16 protein-coding genes are annotated in these 17942 nt (G+C 44.8%); 5 read left to right on the top strand and 11 right to left on the bottom strand.

The annotated features are described in order from the left end of the window. Positions 1–136 precede the first annotated feature (136 nt). Entirely contained in the window at positions 137–2311 is a 2175-nt protein-coding gene (gene gnpA, locus CRO25_RS27955) for a 1,3-beta-galactosyl-N-acetylhexosamine phosphorylase (protein WP_079697214.1), read from the bottom strand. A gap of 13 nt (positions 2312–2324) precedes the next feature. Further along, positions 2325–3344: a glycoside hydrolase family 105 protein gene (locus tag CRO25_RS27950; protein WP_063567121.1), complete on the bottom strand. Its 1020-nt coding sequence runs from the start codon at positions 3342–3344 to the stop codon at positions 2325–2327. A gap of 172 nt (positions 3345–3516) precedes the next feature. Here CRO25_RS27950 and CRO25_RS27945 point away from each other — a divergent pair, with 172 nt between their 5' ends. Beyond that, positions 3517–4461, top strand: a complete 945-nt coding sequence (locus CRO25_RS27945; protein WP_079697213.1) for an AraC family transcriptional regulator — start codon at positions 3517–3519, stop codon at positions 4459–4461. Between the two features lie 298 nt (positions 4462–4759). Beyond that, positions 4760–6565 (top strand): flagellin, encoded by a 1806-nt coding sequence (locus CRO25_RS34200; protein ID WP_063567119.1) that lies wholly within the window; start codon positions 4760–4762, stop codon positions 6563–6565. Between the two features lie 223 nt (positions 6566–6788). Here the strand turns inward: CRO25_RS34200 and CRO25_RS27935 are convergent, their stop codons facing one another. The 5 genes from CRO25_RS27935 to lpdA all read right to left on the bottom strand — a co-directional run bounded on the left by CRO25_RS27935 (position 6789) and on the right by lpdA (position 11654). Then, positions 6789–6989 (bottom strand): hypothetical protein, encoded by a 201-nt coding sequence (locus tag CRO25_RS27935; RefSeq protein ID WP_218843452.1) that lies wholly within the window; start codon positions 6987–6989, stop codon positions 6789–6791. A gap of 92 nt (positions 6990–7081) precedes the next feature. Continuing rightward, positions 7082–8260, bottom strand: a complete 1179-nt coding sequence (locus CRO25_RS27930) for a DUF4317 domain-containing protein (protein ID WP_079697211.1) — start codon at positions 8258–8260, stop codon at positions 7082–7084. A 171-nt stretch (positions 8261–8431) separates the two neighbouring features. Beyond that, positions 8432–9604: an ABC transporter permease gene (locus CRO25_RS27925; protein ID WP_079697210.1), complete on the bottom strand. Its 1173-nt coding sequence runs from the start codon at positions 9602–9604 to the stop codon at positions 8432–8434. Then, positions 9588–10220, bottom strand: coding sequence for an HlyD family efflux transporter periplasmic adaptor subunit (locus CRO25_RS27920; protein ID WP_079697209.1), 633 nt, complete (start codon positions 10218–10220; stop codon positions 9588–9590). The genes CRO25_RS27925 and CRO25_RS27920 overlap by 17 nt, the downstream gene beginning before the upstream one ends. Positions 10221–10268: 48 nt before the next feature. Then, a complete protein-coding gene (gene lpdA, locus CRO25_RS27915) occupies positions 10269–11654 on the bottom strand; it encodes a dihydrolipoyl dehydrogenase (RefSeq protein WP_079697208.1) in 1386 nt (461 codons plus the stop codon). A 201-nt stretch (positions 11655–11855) separates the two neighbouring features. Between lpdA and CRO25_RS27910 the strand changes: the two genes are divergently transcribed. Both CRO25_RS27910 and CRO25_RS34335 read left to right on the top strand, forming a co-directional pair. Continuing rightward, entirely contained in the window at positions 11856–12425 is a 570-nt protein-coding gene (locus CRO25_RS27910) for a TetR/AcrR family transcriptional regulator (protein ID WP_079697207.1), read from the top strand. A gap of 315 nt (positions 12426–12740) precedes the next feature. Next, positions 12741–12821: a putative holin-like toxin gene (locus CRO25_RS34335; RefSeq protein WP_370739116.1), complete on the top strand. Its 81-nt coding sequence runs from the start codon at positions 12741–12743 to the stop codon at positions 12819–12821. A 217-nt stretch (positions 12822–13038) separates the two neighbouring features. Here the strand turns inward: CRO25_RS34335 and CRO25_RS27905 are convergent, their stop codons facing one another. From CRO25_RS27905 to CRO25_RS27890, 4 genes are all read right to left on the bottom strand, one after another. Continuing rightward, positions 13039–13746, bottom strand: coding sequence for a DNA alkylation repair protein (locus CRO25_RS27905; RefSeq protein WP_072735693.1), 708 nt, complete (start codon positions 13744–13746; stop codon positions 13039–13041). 431 nt (positions 13747–14177) lie between these two features. Further along, positions 14178–15338 (bottom strand): cobalamin-independent methionine synthase II family protein, encoded by a 1161-nt coding sequence (locus CRO25_RS27900; RefSeq protein WP_079697206.1) that lies wholly within the window; start codon positions 15336–15338, stop codon positions 14178–14180. Positions 15339–15578: 240 nt separating this feature from the next. After that, entirely contained in the window at positions 15579–16148 is a 570-nt protein-coding gene (locus CRO25_RS27895; protein ID WP_079697205.1) for a hypothetical protein, read from the bottom strand. Between the two features lie 15 nt (positions 16149–16163). After that, entirely contained in the window at positions 16164–17150 is a 987-nt protein-coding gene (locus tag CRO25_RS27890; RefSeq protein WP_079697204.1) for a tRNA-dihydrouridine synthase, read from the bottom strand. 555 nt (positions 17151–17705) lie between these two features. On the opposite strand from CRO25_RS27890, the gene CRO25_RS27885 reads away from it, so the two are divergent. Then, complete coding sequence (locus CRO25_RS27885; protein ID WP_079697203.1) at positions 17706–17912, top strand: DUF2536 family protein; 207 nt, start codon at positions 17706–17708, stop codon at positions 17910–17912. The last annotated feature ends 30 nt before the right edge of the window (positions 17913–17942 follow it).

Genomic DNA, 17942 nt, shown 5'->3' with positions numbered 1-17942 from the left:
TAAAAAAAATTCCATTTAGATTCTGATTACAACCATAGCCGGTCCATATTCAGGGGATCGGCTGTGTATTACACCATGCAAAATAAGACGCTTCAGGAATTAGTCCCGAACGTCTTATTGCTTGCTTTTTATGTTTCTATACTGATTTTATTAAGCCAATATGTGTGATCTTGGTGTCATAAGGATCTAATTCCACGGTTTGTTTTCCATACTCGGTATCGATCGTCGTCGTTTGAACCTGACCACTATTGTTAATGACGACCAACATTTTACTCTCCGGATAATAAGTACACTCTGTAAATAAGTTATCCGTAATGTACTTCGTTTCATGAGATTCACGGCCCGTAAAACGAATCAGATTCAGCAGCAACCTTGTGTTCTCCCAACTGAATTCGAATGAAGGCAGGTAGATTCCTTTCCCTTTACCAAAATCATGTGTAGACAATGTAATCATACCATCCGTTTCATCCACCACAGCAGCTGTTCCATCGGTAAGGTATATGTTATTCTTCGGCGCTATTTTTGCCCCTTCCGGCAACAAACCATGCTCATCGCGAGTCTCATATGTCCATTTTCCATGAACCACCCTGGCGCCAGTATCCTCATCCACCCCAAGAACATGTGCCATTCTGAAAAAGCTGTCGTACCCTTCTACCGCCGATGGCTGGTTGATGCCAATAAAAGTACCGCCCTCATACACCCATTGGGTCAGCAGGCCCACACATTGGTGGTCATTCCAATGTTCTCCGCCGCTCCAGGCTGAACCGGCAGAGCCGGCATTGATCACGACATCTATATGTTGCAGCACTCCCTGACGGATATCTTCAAAATCAATGAACTGCACTTCAACCGGTAAGCCTGACAAGGCTTCATTTACATGAATCAAGTCATGCATATACGTTTCATGGAAGTGGCCGGACAACGTCCACGATCTTAGTTTGCCCCAGCTATGCAGAACCGCTACCTTTGTCTTTATTTGATAGGGCTTCCCTTCATGATGCAGCTCTTTTATTTCCCTGAACTCGTCCGCAATCTTCTCGATATAATCGCAAAAGTCCGGGTAAGGCTCAACTAGATGCAGATATCCACCCAACCCAATCCGGTCAATCGGCTCTCTGAGCAAAGCTCGCCTGATATTGATCCAATACTTTTTGGCATCCAGCGTAGGGTCTCCACCCTCCTTAAAGGTCGGAAGCCCCCCTAATCCCACCGGAAACAAGTAGGGATGCAGACGAATCTCATGGGTATCCACGTTGACACCTGAACACATCCTCGCCTCATAACCGGAAAACACACATTTAATCATCCCATCGAATCCAAACTCCTGAAAGCGGTCATTATAAGGCTCCATGCCAACCCAGCTATCATCATAGAAGACATACGCCAGCTTGCCGTGGTTATGCACGATATCAATTAACTTCTTCCCAAATTCGATGACAAAATCATTGATAAACGCCATCCAGTCCAGCTTGCGCTGCTGCGCCGGAATATGACTCACGCGATATTTGCCGCCATTCACAAAATCCTCAGCCGAGAGTGAATACCCATATTTTTGAGCAAACAGATCCAACGCTCTCGAACTTACCGTGAAATCGTATGAACCCCAGTCCGAGAAGAGATGGCGATTACGCTCGTCGCTGCCCCAGATCCAGGCGAAATTATAAAACAATGAGGTGAAACGAACCACCGTTGTTTCCTGATGCTGCTGACACCAATCCTCCATCCATTCCAGCAGATATGTCTGCGTTTCCGAATAGATCGGATCAATTTGCATCAAGTGCTCCTTGTCCCAATGGTTTGTGGTGTGATTGTACATCGAGATCTCTTCCCAGATCCGATAGGCCATGAAGCTTACCGTGTATTTATGCCAAGGAACGATGCCGGTAATGACTACATGGCCGGATTCCCTCTCATAATTCCACTGTCCTCTTGGCACTTCCTCCTCGGTTGTCCGGTCAAAGACCTGCCAATATTTAAACGCCTCTTTTGAATCATTCACCTTGAATTGTTCAGCAAAAAAATCCTCCATCAGATAGAACGATACATAATCTTGTACAGCTACCTTCGGATTCGTAATTAAAAAACATTGTTGGAGCTTATCTTGATTTCGAGATGCCCACTCGTTATGATCCCGGATGATGCAGATGGTCGAATAAATGCCATACCCCGCGTTAATAATCTCATCGGATAATTGTGTACCGTCACTGTCACGAATGACATCGGCCCCCCACCGTTCGGCAAGTTCCAAAGTCAGTGCCTCATAACCGGATTCGCCGGGTACTGTAAAGGAGCCTTTAATTGGTTTGGACAACTTGGTTCCCTCCCTATTTCAACATGTCGGACAGGAAAGCGAGCGCCAGGCCCTGACCCCAGCCCTGAATCCAGTCTTTTGGAATATTGCGATAGCCATCCCGATCCTTCATCACCGCCGTACCACCAGATACACCAAGCACACGTCCATCTTCACTAATGTTGTTCAGGATACCTTCCAATGCCTTTTGAACGTATTTGGTATGGAGCGGATTACCGTTATTGATCATGGCTGCTGCAATACCAGCGGAAGCCGATACCTCTTCATATGACTGCTCGTCATCCAGAACTGTGCGCCACAAGCCATTCTCTGTCTGCACGAGCTTCAGAGCTGCCAGTTGATCCCGCAGCGAGCACTCCACGTCCATGCACTGTGGATATAGATACCAGTCCTTCAACTGTGGTTTTACTTGCGACATGGTGTAAGCACCCCAAGCGTTTGCTCTTCCCCAATACAATCCAGACATATGGTCCTTGTTAACGTTATTGTAGCCGTGGTACCAGAAACCACTACTCGGATCTTGCAAGTATTTGATATGCCAGTAATATTGATTAAGGGCATCCTGGATCATATCCTGATCCTTTAATTTGCTTCCTACACGGAGCAGGAAAAATGCCGCCATAAATAAGGTATCCGCCCATGCCTGCTCGGGAAAATCATTGGAAATGGATACGGTATGCTGCAGTACGTTATCTCCGAATCTGAGCGCATGATTTTGTAGATAATCCACCTTGCTCATTACAATATCCCAATATTTTTGGTTCCCTGTTTCCTCATATAAAGTAATCAGCATATGGCCCATCGCACATGTATTTACGGTCCAGTCCGGCAACCCCAGCTCGATGTATTCATCCGCCCATTGGACAAGCCTGTCCAAATACTCTTGGTTGCCTGTCGTTTGATAAGCTCTGGAAACACCATAATACGCCACACCGCAAGGCCAATCCCACGTCAAATCCATTGCCAGTGTTTTTTTCGTAACGTTATCAATAACGTTTAAAATTTCTTCCCTGTCATATTTCACTTGAAGCATCGGTGATTCCCCTCTCGTGGCGCACATGCCCCCAAATGCGCTTGAGAGCTGTCCGTCCTTGGTTTGAAAACGCTTTACTTATTCCATTGTACGCAGTAAAATAGTGTCAATCTAAGCATATTCGCAACAAAACTGCGCAATTTCAATCATTTATGAATGGGAGTTATCGAATATGCCCAGAAAAAAGCAGCCTATTATTGAGTACCGCCACTATAGCTTGCCAATCCACTTTCCTATTCTGCTGTTAAGCGGTGAACGTTGGAAAATCTCTGATATCAAAAGTGAACATCTTCATTTCCACAACCATCTGGAGATTGGTATTTGTCATTCAGATAGCGGCATTATGGAGATCAAAGGTGAATCGGTACCTTTTAAAGCCGGTGACGTGACCTTTATCCCCAGATATCTTCCTCATACAACGTATAGTTCACCCAATGAAGCCAGCTTATGGTCTTATCTCTTTTTCTCGCCCGAAGACCTCTTTCAACAATCGTTTAAGAGAAGTGCCTACAGTAACTTTGAACCCAATTTGAGGGCAATTAAGGGAATAAACTGCATTTTAAACAGGGAGGAACATCCGAGGATTTATACCCTTGCGACATCTGTGGTAGAGGAATTAAAGCAGAAAAATCCTTTTTATCAGGAAAGTGCCTACGGCTTATTATTATCCCTTTATATCGAACTCCTGCGAATCCATTCCCGGAATGAACCCTTGGCAGACCAAGAAACGCAGCATAATCTAAAAGGTGACCTTGTTATTTCTCCGGTTCTGGAGTATATCACCAAAAACTATATGTCGCCCATTACCATCGATTTTCTCGCTGATCTGTGCCACCTAAGCACCACTCATTTTCGAAGAAAATTTCATGACATTATGGGAACGGCACCTCTGGATTTCCTGAACAGCACCCGAATTGAAGAAGCCTGCAAGCAATTAAAAAGCACAGACGCTTCCATTCTTTCGATCTCCGAACAAGTCGGTTTTCAGTCCATTTCCAGCTTTAATCGCTGCTTCTCCAAACTTATGGGGAAATCGCCGAAAGAATGGCGCAAAGGCGCACAGTCCGAAGTGCAATCTGCCAAAGCCTCCATTTTGGAGTTTTCGGGGTGGGTGTAGGATTAAAAGGGAGGAAAGTTGGTAGCACTTCTAAATTTTGATGTCATTCCAGTTTTTCATTCCAAAAAACGCAACCCCAAAAGGTGGCGTTAACGTTCATCCCTTACACATTCTTTCCTGTGTTCTCGCCGGTTAATGCCTTTTCGCATGTTTTACCGCAGATAAATATACATGGCGACAATCGTCGCCGCCATCGTCAAAACCGCTACCCGACTCAACATTCACGAAGTATTAGACACATTTATGGCTACATGGTAAAATAAATCAGAATATCCATTTTAAATCGAGGTATAAAAACATGATCATCTCACATAATCTAGCGGCTTCAAACACGTTAAGAAGATTGCAGGAAAGCTCGAAGGCCGGTTCGAGTCACATGGAGAAATTATCCTCGGGATTTCGGATCAACAAAGCATCGGATGATGCGGCAGGTTTAGCGATTTCCGAAAAGATGCGAGCACAAATCCGAGGGTTGGACCAAGCATCTAGAAACATTCAGGACGGCACCTCCGTCATACAGACCGCGGAGGGGGGCCTCGATGAAATAACCAGCATTTTGCAACGACAAAGAGAACTGATCATTCAAGGTTTAAACGATACAAACACTGATCAGGATCGGCAAATGATTGACCAAGAAATACGGGAGCTTACGAATGAAATCGACAGCATTTCCACAAAAACAGAGTTTAATACAATTAACTTATTAGCTAGAGACGATTACGAAATACTTGCCGATCGGTCCAACAGTAATACCGTCCATACCGTCAGCGATCCGCCTCCAACAACAACAATACATAAGTCCGTGGTGTACAAACCACCGGGGGAACCCGAAGAACCAAGGCATCTGGTAAGCAGTATAGATACATCCGTAACAAGCAATACACTCTCCAATACAAGTACCATTACTCCGATTGTTTTACCAGATTCAAGAGAGGGGTACAACGAATATACGGTCGACACCAACACAACGACTGTAACAGATACAACAACTACGGTCCATGAAAGCCTGATGCTATCTAATGACCCTAAATATTCGGAACCTAGCTATTGGTATTCCGTTGGCATGAACAAAACCAGCTTCGGTCCGGAAAGCTTTGCCGATGTATATGGTTCAATGCTCGAAAACGTAGAAGTCAACGGAAGCACGAGGGCCTTAGAATATACCTCTCGCAGTAACCGAGGAACTGTTCCGGCTTGGGACCATATGTGGTTTCCTGGAACCAATCTGTCCATAACGAGATTCCGAACCATACTACCCGATAACTCCATGGAAATTAAATATGTCATCAATAATGGTGACCCTTCGGACTCCAGTTTTAAACTGAGCAATGTAATGGATCCCCCGGTTGATTCTGTTATCTATGATGCGAGTGGTAATCCATTGCCTGCTGGAAGTAACGCATTTACTCCCCCGTCAGGAAACACGTTTAATATGAATGGGACCAACGCTAACGCTGCCATCATATTTGATGATTCAATTGGTTTTACATCCCCGACGGAGCTGGTAGTAAATAACCCAGTTGGGGGCCAATCCCAAATTAATTTCGATTGGGATTTTACAATCCCTGGCGGTTCAAGCATAACTTTAGGTTTCTCTTACGGGCCGTTTTCCTTAAACATGGAAGTGTTCGAATTTACCCGTGAAACGGAAATAATCAAGCATATTGATACCACCATTGTTACGGACATTACGGACATCGACTATAGACCGCCCAACCTCGACATCCAAATGGGTGCCAACACAGGTCAATCCTTATATATTCCTCTCTTTAATGTAAAGGCTGAGGGATTGGGACTCACCAATATGGGTCTATTGCCGCCAGCAGATCCTAACCAAGCCTTGGTCCAAACAGACCGAGCTCTAGGTAAGGTAACTAATTACCGGAGCATATATGGTGCACTCCAGAACCGCATGGAACATGCGCTGAATAACACAAACAATTCCAGCACCAATTTAACCTCGGCTGAGTCGCGTATCCGCGATGCCGATATGAACAAAGAATTGTTGGGTGTGACCAAATCTAATATTTTAATTCAAGCAGCTCACGCTATGCTGGCCCAAGCCAATCAGAATCCTCAAACCGTGCTGCAGTTATTAAAATAAAAGAACACAACCTACGCACAAATCCCCTTCCACATATTTGGAAGGGGATTTCGTCTATTCTATATGTTCCAGTATCTTTCAGCTGTTTTCCAAAACTTCATTGAAAAGTTGTCCAGCACCATCGACATCAATAATTTTAAGACGACTCGTGTTTTTGATAAAAGTAGTCTTGTATTTCTCTTTACCGTCCTGGTTTGCAAGAAGAAGAAAACGTTCATTTTCGTTATCGCTTACCGTTCGTAAGGTATACTCCTTCAGTCCGAACAATCATGTCATATTCGGGAAGTGAAGGCCACTCACCGCGGTTAGGGCTTTCCTCCGCTGGTTCGTTGTCTTTCTGCACTGTCTCGGTCGGTGAGGATTGCTCATTACTGCCTGTATCGTTGACGGGATTGGCTTCGTTCGAATTGCAGGCCGTCAGCATCATTACGGCCTTTTGTTCATCGAAGTCATCTCCTGTTGCGATAGTCCTTTTTATGGTAAGATCCCTGATCGTTGTCCTGCATTGAACGTGGTTTAATCTAAAAGTGTCTCTGAGGCTAGCGTGAACCCTTCAATTACGACATCTTCGTCCACTTCAATCATGATACACCGTCTGCCTTGAAAATTCACTTGTTTCACATATCTCAAGTCTTGTGGGCTAACTGAAATCGTAGCAACTTTGGTTTCAATCTTAATGGACTTGGACGTAAACTTCGGCATAACACTGGTCGCTTTCATTTCATAATTCTTGTTGTCGACGATGGTTTCAAATGCCCGTTCCACTTTCTCCGACGTCAGGTCCTCTACACCGCTTGCAGTCAGCACACGTTCCAGATCTTTATAATCGAGCTTCGGAGGTTCTTCTTCATGTGACTCTTCGTTAATTTCGATGACCCGGTTGATCTCCTCGTACACATGTGCAATTGTGGCTGAGTCGAGCTGTTCACCGGCCACTTCCTTCACGATATCTTCGAAGATCGCCCGTTCTTCCAGTGCTGTCACAGACCTTTCTCCATTCAATACATTTTCAACAAAATGAGGGTCCGGGAAATTCGATTTCCCTGTGCAGTACAGAATGCGATTCACATCGGAGTAGTTGTCCGTTACGCTCGGGTACAGGAAACCCTGCTCCGGTGTGCTTAATTTGACAACCGGATCTACAATGACATTGTACTTAAATTCTCTCTCCACGTAATCAAACAAGAGCGTTTTCCGCTGCTTCTCCGTGGAATTCACACTGCACAGAATGAATGGATGTGCGAACACTTCGTTTTTCTCGCTTTCTTCCGCTTCATCGTTCCGAGCCTTGGTTGGCAAGTAATACTGTCCACGAACAAACGTGATCACCATATCCCGTTCATACTTGGCATCCACCAACATTCTTTCTACTAACAGGAGCATCAGGTCCTGCCATTCCTCCGGATCTCCTGTTACCAGTGCTTGGTGAAGCATCACCTGAGCCGGCTCCTCCGCTTGCTCCTGGAACTTCAGCTCAAACAATTTCTGATCCAGCTCACCCGTCAGCAATTTTTTGAAATTGCCCATGTACAGTTCCTGTTTCTCTCTATCCACCAGCTCAAACGGATGGCGCTCCCAATGATAAATCTCGTTCGTTTCTTTCGTAATATACACGTTGAGTATATCGTAAATATTCAGTAAATCATGATCCATCTTAAACTGTTTGCGTATATGCGCGACTTCTTTTTTATTCATGATTCGTTAGACAACTCCTCAAGTAAATTGGCCTTACAAGTATAAACGATATAAAAAACCTTCGCTAGAAGGACCTTTATCGTTATATGTCATCTACAGTAATAAAAAAGAAAGACGCATCAGGAATGATTCCCGTGCGTCTGTTTTTCGATTCACTGCTTATCTTTTCAATTAACTGCTGCTCGGCAACATATCTGCATTCAAAAGTGGTTCACGGCTCGGAGACACTTTGCTCCCTTCACGCAAAAACAGTAACCCCATGAACAAGGACACAACGCCAATAATAATTAGCAATGCCCCCAACTCCTGACTGTAGGCTGTAAGCGCTCCGTCCCGAAAAGCCATTCCACGAATCAGGCGGTTAAGCCAGTTCATTGGTAGTGCCCATGCGAAAATTTGAAACGGTTCTGGAAACGCCAGCGGCGTTAGTTGAATTCCCGTTGCCAGAAAGGAAGGATACAATACAAAGCTGGTTCGTAGGTTGACTTTGGATATGTCTTTGGCTGTGTATCCAATCAACATACCCAGAAGTGACAAGGCGAAGGCATAAATAACCAATGGGATGATGAAAAGATAAGGTTCCGCTTCAAAACGCATTCCCCCCACCTGCTTTAATAATCCATAGGATAGGAGCAGCGATAGGGAGCTCAACACAGCGTACGGCACACTCCTAACCCATAGCTGGAAAGGTGACCTTCCGTTTGTAAATAACTTCCCTTCCTGACGAAGCCGAGGTGCAATCGAGCCCGCTGCACTTGTTGTAATCATCAATACTACGATATTCACAAATCCTAGTACCATAAAACCGACATAACTGGAGGTTGGATTAAACAGCATCCGTTGCTGAAGCGAGATCGGCGACACGATTCCTTTAGCCGTTTCGGCATCCATCCCTTTCTGGATCAGACGTGTCATGGAAAGGGTCATATTTTCCGTCTGGATGATCTCCTGAATCGCGGTCCGGATTCCGGTTAGCCCCGAGGGCATTGTGTTATCCATCAAGATGCCGATATTCGTCGATTTCCCTTGTTGTTGACGTAAGCCCAATTGATTGGGAAGCATAATGACCGCTACAGCCTGCTCATTGGCAAGCAATGTTTCCGGACTCATTCGGCTCACATAAACGCTTTTGACGCTCATATATTGCGAGGCATTTATTTTGGAGATCAACTGCCGTGAATATTCGCTATGATCCTCATCAATGACCACAACTGGCGATTTGCTAATTTGATTCTGCGAGAACATTAAACCAAAGAATAAGGCTGCAATAAGCGGGCCGATAAAAATTAATCGAACATACTTACTTCCCGATACGTACTTCCATTCGTCAATCAGTGATTTCATCAAGTTTCACCTCTGCTGTCATCCCCGGAAGCAAATCAGCATTCGAATCCATCGATATTCGGACCAGAAACATACTTAGATCGGCTTGCCCCTTTTCCCGTGACATGCGCAAGCTCGCGAATTGTGGGGCAGATGAGATGGAAGTAACAACTCCACTCACCTGTGTTGGCTGATCCAAATAGGGAAAATGAACATCTATGGCTTGATTCACTTCAAGCTTTTGAACTTCACTTTCCTGGATGTAGAGGTCCGTATAGTAATTATTCTTTTGCAGAACCGCCAGCGGCACTCCTGCTTGTACTTGATCTCCCTGCTTTACAGCAACTCGGTCAACCAAACCATCATACGGTGCGAGTACATCCACATCTCCTTCCCCAGCTGATTTCACTTTAAATAGCACCTCTCCCTCTTTCACGGAGTCACCTGCAGAAGCACCTGCCTCTGCAATCATCCCAGGACTATTCTGATAAAACAATGTCGTTTGCTCTGCCTCAAGCATGCCTTGTTTCCTGCTCTCGGCCTGACTTACAGCATCCTTCCCTTTAACAGCCAGAAGAGAACCTCCAACAATAAATACCATCGCAATTCCGATATACAAACCCGCTTTTATCTTCATTTTTATATCTCTCCCATTCCCAATCCTCGTGTATGTTAAATTTGCTGGCTATTTTTGCTTTTTCATTTTGGTGACCGCGTTCTCGGCAGCCTCCATAATCACTTCTCCCAACGTGGGATGAGGGTGAATCGTCATGGCCAGATCTTCTACGGTTGCACCCATCTCAATTGCAAGCGCAAGCTCCGATATCAATGTGGATGCCTCCACGCCAACGATTTGCGCGCCAATGACAATTCCTGAGGTCGGATCAGCCACTATTTTCACAAATCCTTCGGTTTCCCTTAATGCCAATGCTCTTCCGTTGATCCCAAAAGAAGATTTTCCAATAACCACTGGAATGGACTGTGCTTTGGCTTCCGTCTCACTTACTCCAACACTGGATAGCTCTGGTTCCGAAAAGACAACAAGCGGGATCACCTTGTAATCCACTTTGGAGGTAAGACGAGCAATGGCCTCTGCTGCTACTTTGGCTTCATAGGAAGCCTTGTGAGCGAGTGCCGGACCGGCTGTAATATCTCCAATGGCATAAATGTGTGGGATAACCGTTCTGCACTGTTCATCCGTCTCAACCAGTCCCTTGTTTGTTACGGGCAAGCCAATGCGTTCCAGTCCTAACTGGCCGTCTGTATTGGGTTTCCTGCCGATTGTGACCAATACATATTCCGCTGTAATCTGGTGCTGCTCTTGATTTTTCGAATAATGCAGTGTAATGGAATCAGCCTTCTTCTCCACCTTTTCAGCAATCGCTCCAGTTACGATGTGGATGCCATCCGCCTTCAATTGTTTGACTACAGGTGCTGCAAGTTCCGCCTCGAATCCGGGCAATACTTGTGCTCCACCCTCCAGAATCGTTACCTTTGTTCCGAATTTGGCATACATCTGTCCAAGTTCCACACCAATATACCCTCCGCCGATCACAACCAGACTACTCGGAACCTCCTGCAGAGACAGTGCTTCTGTGGAAGATAAGATACGACCTCCAACTGGAAATGCTGGCAGCTCAATTGGACGAGATCCTGTTGCCAGTATGAGGTTTTTAAAAGAAATGCTTTGCTCCTGTCCAGCTTGCCGGATCAGCGCTGTGTGCTCATCCACCAGACTGGCCTCGCCTTCGAGAATGGTCACATTCGCAGTCTTTAACAAATAGTGGACGCCACCTGCCTGTTTATTCACAATCCCTTGCTTGAAATGCTGAGCATTCTTAAAAGTCGCTGCAGCGTCAGCTTGATTGAACTGTCTGAACAAATCATGGCGATGTGATTCCGCAATTAATGCTTTGGATGGTATGCACCCCACATGCGTGCAGACCCCGCCGAGCTGTTGACGTTCGACGATTGCCGTCTTCATCCCCAGCTGTGAAGAACGAAGCGCCGCCACATATCCTCCCGGACCTGATCCAATAACTAACGTATCTACAGATTCAAGCTTACTCATATCCTGATACCTCCTGATTTGAAGCTGATTTAAAATATGATGATCGTAATATATTATAACCATCATATTTTGAGGCGGTCAACAACCGTATTTGGCCCTTTTGTAAATCAAAAGACATCCAGTCGCCAAATTGACAGGCTTTATTATGATGACTATAATATTTTGATAAAGCAGAATGATGAAGCTATGGAGTGAATGATAATGCCCTATCCCAAAGGCCATAAAATAAAAGTACGAGGTAAAATTGTCGAGAGTGCTGCTCGGGCTTTTCGCACCAACGGTATCCAGGACGTCAGTGTACCGTTCATTATGAAGGGGGCCGGATTGACTCATGGAGGGTTTTATTCACACTTTGACAACAAGGAACAGTTGGTCGCCGAAGCCTGTGAATATGCCATTAGCGATACCATCGCACTTCTTCAGAAAGTCGCGGATCAGGAAGAGCAGAACCCAAAAATCAATACAGTCATCGATTATTATCTCAGTCCCTATCACCGCGACAAAACGGAAATGAGCTGCATTTTCCCTGCCCTTTCCGGTGAAATATCCCGTTCCTCCGAAGAGGTTCGGCAGGTATTCACTCATGAATTGGAGCGGATGATCTCTTTTATCTCCAACCTGGCTGAAATCGATGTATACAAAGGTCGTGCATTGTTCAGTACCATGGTTGGCTCGCTTGTTCTTGCACGCTCTGTTAATGATCCTGAACTAAGCGACAGCTTTCTCGCGGCGGGCAGGCAGCAAGCCAAAGAAATGGTTAGAAGTAATTAAAAAGTAAACGCTCCGGGCCCTTATAAAATGTGTAACTTTGATGCTGTTTAATTTTTGTTATTCAGCAGTAAACACAAAAAACACGCCTATAAATGGCGTGTTTTCTCTTATTTGTTTTCAACTAAATAATGCTTCATACTAGCCACCGTAATGCTCTTTTCGCATTCACTGTACTGGGGAATTATCATGCCAAGACTTTTATGAAAACGAATATTGTTCATCTATTAGCTCCAAGAAAAATATGGTATACTCACAGAGCAATGGAAAGGCTTATATGGGCGGTCGGCTAATCTCCCGGAAGGGAGGTTATGCCTTGTGACAGTATTTGAAGCAATTATGCTAATGCTTACCTTCGGTTTGCTGATTGTAGCGCTGCTGTCCAATAAAGACAAATAGACCGACCTCTGGCTAAGGGATGCGGTCTATTTGGTCGGTACCCTGCTTGTTAAGCCCACCGCCCTTAAAAGCGGCTATTGCATCAGAGAGTCGTGTTAGCGCACGGCTCTCTTTGCATTATAAGCTGTTTCTGTCCTTATTATAACATGGTGATTGTGGATTTCAATTCACAGATTCGGACGTTCCCTATGCCAAAACTGACGATAAGGCGAAAGCGTCAGCACCTTACATATTTACGCTTGAACCCAGTTCGCCCTTTTTCCACTGCCTTTTGAATATTTTCGGAAGCTTGCAGGAACTTGCTCTTAGCTTTGTCCTTGTCGACTTCAACAGGTCCCACGGCCTTGGCTGTCTCCACGGCCTGGTCGTGCAGCGGTTGATAGGATGTCGCGACGGTGTAAAGGAAGTTGTTCATCGAATATTTCGTTCGTTCCGGAGATTCGTGAATCGTCTTTTTTACCTGTTCGAGCATCTCCATCATTTTATTTTCGGAGAATTCGCTATCCGGTCGGCTACCGAGTAACCAGCAATAACAGCTCCAGCCTGCAGACATTTTCAATTCATCCCCGCTCGCAATCCACTTGTCCGAAACCGCTTGGGCAATATCTGTCTCTGCCAGCGTGACGGATACGATGAAGTCAGAGATCATGTAAAAATAAGCAGCATCAATCCAACGGTCAAAATCAGCTTCCGTCATCGCTTGGGGATCGGCTATCACACCAGCAAAATACATGGCATCATAGTTTCCCGTAGCGTAAAGCAGCTCAGCCAAAGGCTGATCCTTTTTTATTTTCTTGGCGATTGGTTTCATCGCTCCAGTAGCTACTCCAAAAAGCGGTTCGTGTGCACCATTGGACATATATATTTTCTTTGTTCGTTCTTTCCCTAGCGCTTCTAGCTCATGCATAACCTCTTCCAAATTCATTGTGTAAAACTCTCCTTTTTCATAGGATATATACATTTCTAATTTGTCGTTTAGAGGGAATACAACTGCCAAGATGATCCGTACAACAATTTCATTTTCATTGTATCACAGCCTGTTGTCACGCTATACATCCAGATTCCACTAAATTCACTCCCATTCCAACCTCACCAATGATGCTAACAACTCCTTTCTCTCCTACAGTGTCTTAATCACCGATCTGAGAAAGAGCCACTTATCGCGCAATACAATGGCGGAACAGATACATCCTGTGAGGCTCACTTAGTTATGCTATTCGAGTGTGGTCCTGCAACCTTAAGCAAGAAACTACGTTAATTTGGGGAGAAAAGAGGTATAAAAAATAGAGATGCCTCGCATGTCCATTTCTGGCCCTACGAGGCATCCCTTTTAGCTCAAGATGCTGCTATTCGAAATTAGTTTTCCCAGTATTGCTTGGCAATCTTTTGACCTTGAACGATTTTGGCCCATTGCTCAGCTTCGCTTAGTTCGTTACCGCCATCGCAGGATGCAAAGCCACATTGATGCGAAAGCAACAGACGATCCTTATCAATAATTTTAGATGCTTCGTCAAGCAAACGGATTACGCGCTCTTCATCATCAAGTGTATTGGTCTTAGATGACAACAAGCCTAATACGATTTCCGTTTCAGGTCTGTCCTTGAAAACCTCCAGGGCTTCGATAGAACCCGCACGATCATCATCCCACTCCAGGAAGAAACGATCATATTTCAACTGCTTCAGGAACAGGTTAGCGATTTTCGCGTAAGATCCACCGCCCATGTTGCGAGAATCATAATTGCCGCGGCAATTATGTGTCCACATTTTCAAGCCCAGGCTATGACCGAAGTCAATCACTGTATTGTTAATATCAATAAATTCGGTAGCGAGACCCTGTACTTCCTCTTGATTAATGTGCTCCCCTGTAAACGGAGAGTTCGGGTTGTCGTCTGCAAACAGCTCCCACAAGCAGTCATCCATTTGCAGGATTTTACCACCTACCGCAGCGAAATCTTCCACAAATTCCTTATAAGCTTTCACAAGACCCGCTTTGAGCTCCTGAATATTCTGATAAACAGCGTCCGTACCGCCGATATTATCCGACCAGGAGAGTTCACCAAAAATATGGGATGGGGACGGAACGCAAAGTTTCGTTTGCTGGTCACCCGCCGTGTCTTGCAGTTGTTTGAACAGTTGAATGAAATGATGATTTTTACCGCTCAATTCGCCCGTTATGCGCAGGCCAATATCTTTACGTGTTTCATATTTTGAAGATCCATCGACATCACGGAAAAAATAGCCATGGTCTGCAATATAACGCTCAACTCCACCAAAGCCCCACACAAAATCCAGATGCCACATCGATTTGGAGAACTCTCCATCTGTAATAATCGACAGGTCATGCTCGATTTCTTTTTTCACCACTTGTTTGATGGCCTCAGTCTCGCATTTTTCATAACCTTCAAAACTTTCATAGAATGGATATTTGATATCATCACGATGTTCAATTTGCGTTTTATATGTCAGCAGCTCTTCAGGACGCAACAAACTACCTACGATCTGGAACTTATCAGTCATGTCAAAAACCCCCTCGTTGTATACCATTATCATATCATGCAGAACGAGGTTGGCTGAGATACTTAAATGCCATAACTAGTTATAGTTAAAAGCTATAGCAGAAAAAAATTGAACAATAAAAAAGTAGACTTTTCAACATGCACAGGTTGAAGTCTACTTGATCATCTCTTCTCTTGTTAAGCTAATGTTCAGTAGGACCATCCTTGACAGAGGGTACCCTTCATTGAATTTTTTTAATTTTCACACCGTACTACGCCGTAGTTCATAAAAATACTGCACAGCTGGATGCTTTAACTTTATCTGCTCGGACATATTTAAGATTCGCTTTTTGCCCACTCGTCTGTCTATTAAAGCCAGAATATTCAACAAGATATCGTTGCTCTCCAGATTATCCTCTATCGAAGTAGATAAAAACGTAGTCGCTACAATAGTAAAATTCGACTTACTTAATACGGCCTGCGCAGAAAGGAGATCTTTGGCATGTCCTGAGCTTTTTCTGCTTCTTGCTATGACTTGAAGGCGATCCTCTGGAACGGTCCCTTTGGTTTCTTTTCTGACGACTTCAATCTCTTCATGACTTACAGGAATCAGGACATCCGGGTCGTTCTTGATCTCCTGCTCCGTCTGATACCATCTGATCGAGCTAGTGATGTCACTCATATTGAGTACGTTCTTTTTGTCTACGGTAATGTAACAATTTCCTGGTTTATCGGGTGAATAGCGGTAGCTGGTTGCCCGGTATTCGACGGTTCCAACTAACGTGGGACTAAGGAAACTCTCCAGTTGCTGCTTCAATTTACTCCAGGACATGTGACCTCCTGTATTCTATTCATTTTCCTCTGCCCCATCATGCTCCTTGCTACCAAATTCATCGAGCAATTCCCGTACTCTAGTTGTTGTTTTGGCGTTCATCAAGCTATTTCTCAGCTCACTTGCCCCGCGGAATCCACGGACGTAGATTTTGAAAAAACGAGCCAGCGGGCTGAACGAACGCGGTTCAAGATCTGAATACTGATCATGCAGATCTAGGTGCAGTCGCAGAAGATGAAGGTACTCCTCCGTGGTATGCTCCCTTGGGTCCTTTTCAAAAGCAAACGGATTCTGGAAAATGCCGCGTCCAATCATAATGCCATCCACACCGTACTGCTCGGCGAGTTTGAGTCCGGTCGCACGGTCAGGAATGTCTCCATTAATGGTTAGCAGCGTATTCGGTGCAATCTCGTCCCGAAGTTTCTTGATCTCCGGGATCAGCTCCCAGTGCGCATCGACTTTGCTCATCTCTTCTCTTGTCCGCAGGTGAATGGATAAATTTACAATGTCCTGCTGCAAAATATGAGTTAACCAGTCGCGCCATTCGTCCACCTCGGTGAACCCGAGGCGAGTTTTGACACTGACGGGCAAGCCACCAGCTTTGGCCGCCTGAATGATCTCCGCTGCAAGCGCAGGACGGCAGATCAGACCGCTTCCTTTTCCATTCTCCGCCACATTGGCGACAGGACAGCCCATATTAATATCGATGCCTTTGAAACCTTCCTTCGCCATCCCGATGCTCATCTCGCGGAAGAACTCCGGCTTGTCTCCCCAAATATGTGCCACAATCGGCTGTTCATCTTCTGTAAAAGTCAGACGCCCGCGTACACTTTTGTTCCCCTCCGGGTGACAGTAACTCTCTGTATTCGCAAACTCCGTAAAAAACACATCCGGTCTGCCCGCTTCGCTTACGACATGGCGAAACACCACATCCGTCACATCTTCCATCGGCGCCAGTATAAAAAATGGCCGTGGTAAATCACGCCAAAAATTTTCTTTCATATTAGAAACTCCTCTATATATACCAGGACAATCTTTGTCCTCATTAATAGTAAAAAAATCGTTAGCCATACATTTGCAATCGTATCATTTACATTAGCAGATTCGTTGCAATTTACATTTTAATGTCCTTGCTTCTTCTTCACTTATACCATGCAAGTGTAACTTCGTTCAAACATCAGTATCTGTTAATGACATCAAGATGAATATATCCTACCCCGAAGAGAAGCGTACTCTTCAATAGACTCGCATAAAAAAGAGGGGCGATGCCCCCCCTTTGCTAATGGCCGTATGGGTCCGTGTTTTCCTTTTCTCCATTTATCACTCCACCAATTTTACCACGTCTTTAGTTGATTTTCAGCACGGGTTTATTAGTGATTATTTGAAGCATAACTTTATCTTATCGTTTTGGCCCCCCAGTATAGAAATCAGACCGCCTCCATCATTCTAATGATTCGCTTTGTTCGCTCTTGCCGAACCGGACAAGCTCCTCTACAATAAAAGTTCGGCAGGCTTTTATACCTGCAAATCGTGACATGGAGGAGGCCTGAAACAAACATGGAAATTTCACTCGATATTATCAAAGACAAAGTTGAATGCTTGCAGGCTTATGACTTCAAGGAACTAGAACGAGCGATCGAAGACCGAATCGGAATGAACAAGGCATTGCTGCTTCGAGTGAAGCAGGTTCAGCATCAAGTCACGTTCGACCCGCTTCGAAATAAGATGTTATATAGTGCAGTTGTTCATTTTTCTGCAGAGTGATGTACGAGTTTTTTTACTTCGATATAAAAT

The organism is Paenibacillus sp. RU5M (genome assembly GCF_900221055.1).
Classification (GTDB): Bacteria; Bacillota; Bacilli; order Paenibacillales; family Paenibacillaceae; genus Paenibacillus; species Paenibacillus marchantiae.
This window is presented reverse-complemented; position numbering and strand designations above follow the sequence as displayed.